Here is a 2376-nt window from a genome sequence, read left to right as displayed (position 1 = left end):
GTTAAATCCCGAGGGCGCGCATCAGCAAATAGCCCAATCCCCTAATTTATTATTCCGACAATAAATCCGCCCTGCCTTGTTAAGGGGGGTTAGGGGGGATCTAGGCTTCGATATAAACAAGAGAGACAATTAGTTTAACGTTAAATTGTCACCAATCTGCTCTGCCTGAGAACGTATTTCTAGACGATCTGCTTCGATTTTAGCGGTTTTTGGTGTCTAATTTCTCAGGAGGCGCAAACCGCTTAAGGTTACTATTACTGTAGAGCCTTCGTGACCGATGACGCCGAAAGGCATGGTGATATTTCCGAAAAAATTAGCTGCTAATAACAGGACTATGCAACTGAGTGCAAAAACAATGTTTTGTTTGACCACTTTTTGAGCGCGGCGGCCTAAACTAATTGCTTTAGCTAGTTGCTCTAACTTATCTGCCATTAATACTATATCAGCAGTTTCTAATGCAACATCGCTGCCGGAAATTCCCATGGCAATGCCCACGGAAGCTTGAGCGAGGGCGGGGGCGTCGTTGATGCCGTCTCCTACCATTGCTACAGTTTGATACTGGGCTTGCAGTTGTTTAATTGCCTGCACTTTGTCTTCTGGCAAAAGTTCGGCGTACACTTCATTGATGCCTAATTGACGGGCGATGTGTTGAGCTGTTTGCTCGTTGTCGCCGGTTAGCATAATTATATGTTCTACGCCTAATTTTTGCAAGCGTTTTACTGTTGCTGCTGCTTCGGAGCGGATGGTATCTGCTACTGCAATGATTCCCAAAAGCCGATCGCTCTTTGCCACCCAAACAACTGTTTTACCTTCGGCTTGCAACTGCTGGCTGATTTGACTCAATTCGGAGGTTGCTTCGACAAAGTTGGCTTTACCAATGGCAATGATTTGATTGTTGACTTTGCCGACTATTCCTTGACCGATTTTTGCTTGTACGTCGGTAGCGGTTGACAATTGTAACTGTTGCTGCTGGGCGGCGCTGACAATTGCAGAGGCGATCGCGTGTTCGGAATGAGCTTCTAGGGCTGCAGCCAATTGCAGAACTTCTGTTTCAGTATATCCGGCTGCTGGTACAATTTGGATAACTTCAGGTTTTCCCGTGGTGAGAGTTCCGGTTTTGTCAAAGGCGATCGCCCTGACTTTACCCATCATCTCTAATTGCGCGCCGCTTTTAAACAAAATCCCCTGTCTCGCCCCATTAGCAATTCCCGAAAGCAGCGCCGGCATAATCGAAGCCATCAGCGCGCAGGGGGACGCGACTACTAGGAAAATCAGCGCCCGATAGATTGTCTCTTCCCAATTCCAGCCCAAAACAAAGGGCGGCAAAGTTGCCAGCAGCAAGCCTAAAGCGACAATTAATTTAGCATAACCGCGCTCGAATTTTTCCACAAACATTTGAGAAGGCGGCGCTGCTGTTTGCGCTTCTTGAACCAGCCGAATCACTCGCTGAATCAAGCTGCTTTCTGGAGTTTTATGCACTTCGAGTTTCAGCGCGCCGACACCGTTAATTGTACCTGCATAGACTTCATCGCCCCTGGTTTTTTCCACGGGCATCGATTCGCCGGTAATCGAGGCTTGGTCGATCGCACTGTAGCCTTCAATAATTATCGCATCTGTGGGGATGATTTCTCCCGGCTTGACTAAAATGCAATCGCCAATTTCCAATTTGTCGATCGCAACGAACTGTTCCCCGCCGTACATTACTACCCTAGCAGTATCTGCAGTCAAACTCATCAAACTGCGGATGCTGCGTTCAGTCCGCTGCATAGCATAACCTTCAAGGGCACCGCTAATTGCAAAGATCAAAATCAGCACCGCACCGTCAACAATTAAATGATATTCTTGCCGCCATAGCCCCAAACCGGCCGCGCCCAAAGCAGCGACAATCATTAACAAATCTACATCTAATTCGCGTTCTTGAAAAAGGGTAGTTAAGCCTTCGCGGGTGCTGGAATAGCCGCCGATAACATAAGCCGCGGGTAAGATGAATACGGCTAAACCCAGCCAGCCGAATTGCAGGGCTAGCGAACCCAAGATTACTAGAATTCCGCACAGGGCGGCTGTTAAAGCGTCGGGATGTTCTTCTGCTAACTGCGAGATGCGAGAAATTGACAAAGAATTAGAAATCATTTGTAAAGGTTGATTTGGTAGAATGACTCCTGTAGCCTAAACCTTGACATTAATGTCAATGTCAAGAGTAAAACCAAACAAAATTACAAAACTCAATAACGCTCCATACCCATCTGCGTCCATCCGCGTTTATCCGCCCATATCTGCGGTTAAAAAATCCCATGCAAGAATCATTGGTAACAAGTTAGAAAGGAGTAGATTTTGTCAATACCTCTTTCTGCAGAAATATTATGGAACAATAATGAT

General features: G+C 46.6%; 1 protein-coding gene. It reads right to left on the bottom strand.

Annotated features, from left to right (window positions below):
- Positions 1 to 216: 216 nt before the first annotated feature.
- Positions 217 to 2130 (bottom strand): heavy metal translocating P-type ATPase, encoded by a 1914-nt coding sequence (locus QUA57_RS28335; protein ID WP_333065118.1) that lies wholly within the window; start codon positions 2128 to 2130, stop codon positions 217 to 219.
- Positions 2131 to 2376: the final 246 nt, after the last annotated feature.

The organism is Microcoleus sp. Pol7_B2 (genome assembly GCF_036701035.1).
Lineage (GTDB): Bacteria > Cyanobacteriota > Cyanobacteriia > Cyanobacteriales > Microcoleaceae > Microcoleus.
The sequence above is the reverse complement of the archived record's forward strand: the minus strand, read 5'-3'. Positions and strand labels throughout refer to the sequence as shown.

What these genes read in the sequence shown, in the direction of transcription:
- QUA57_RS28335 (WP_333065118.1), bottom strand. Translation starts at nt 2,130, where the DNA reads ATGATTTCTAATTCTTTGTCAATTTCTCGCATCTCGCAGTTAGCAGAA.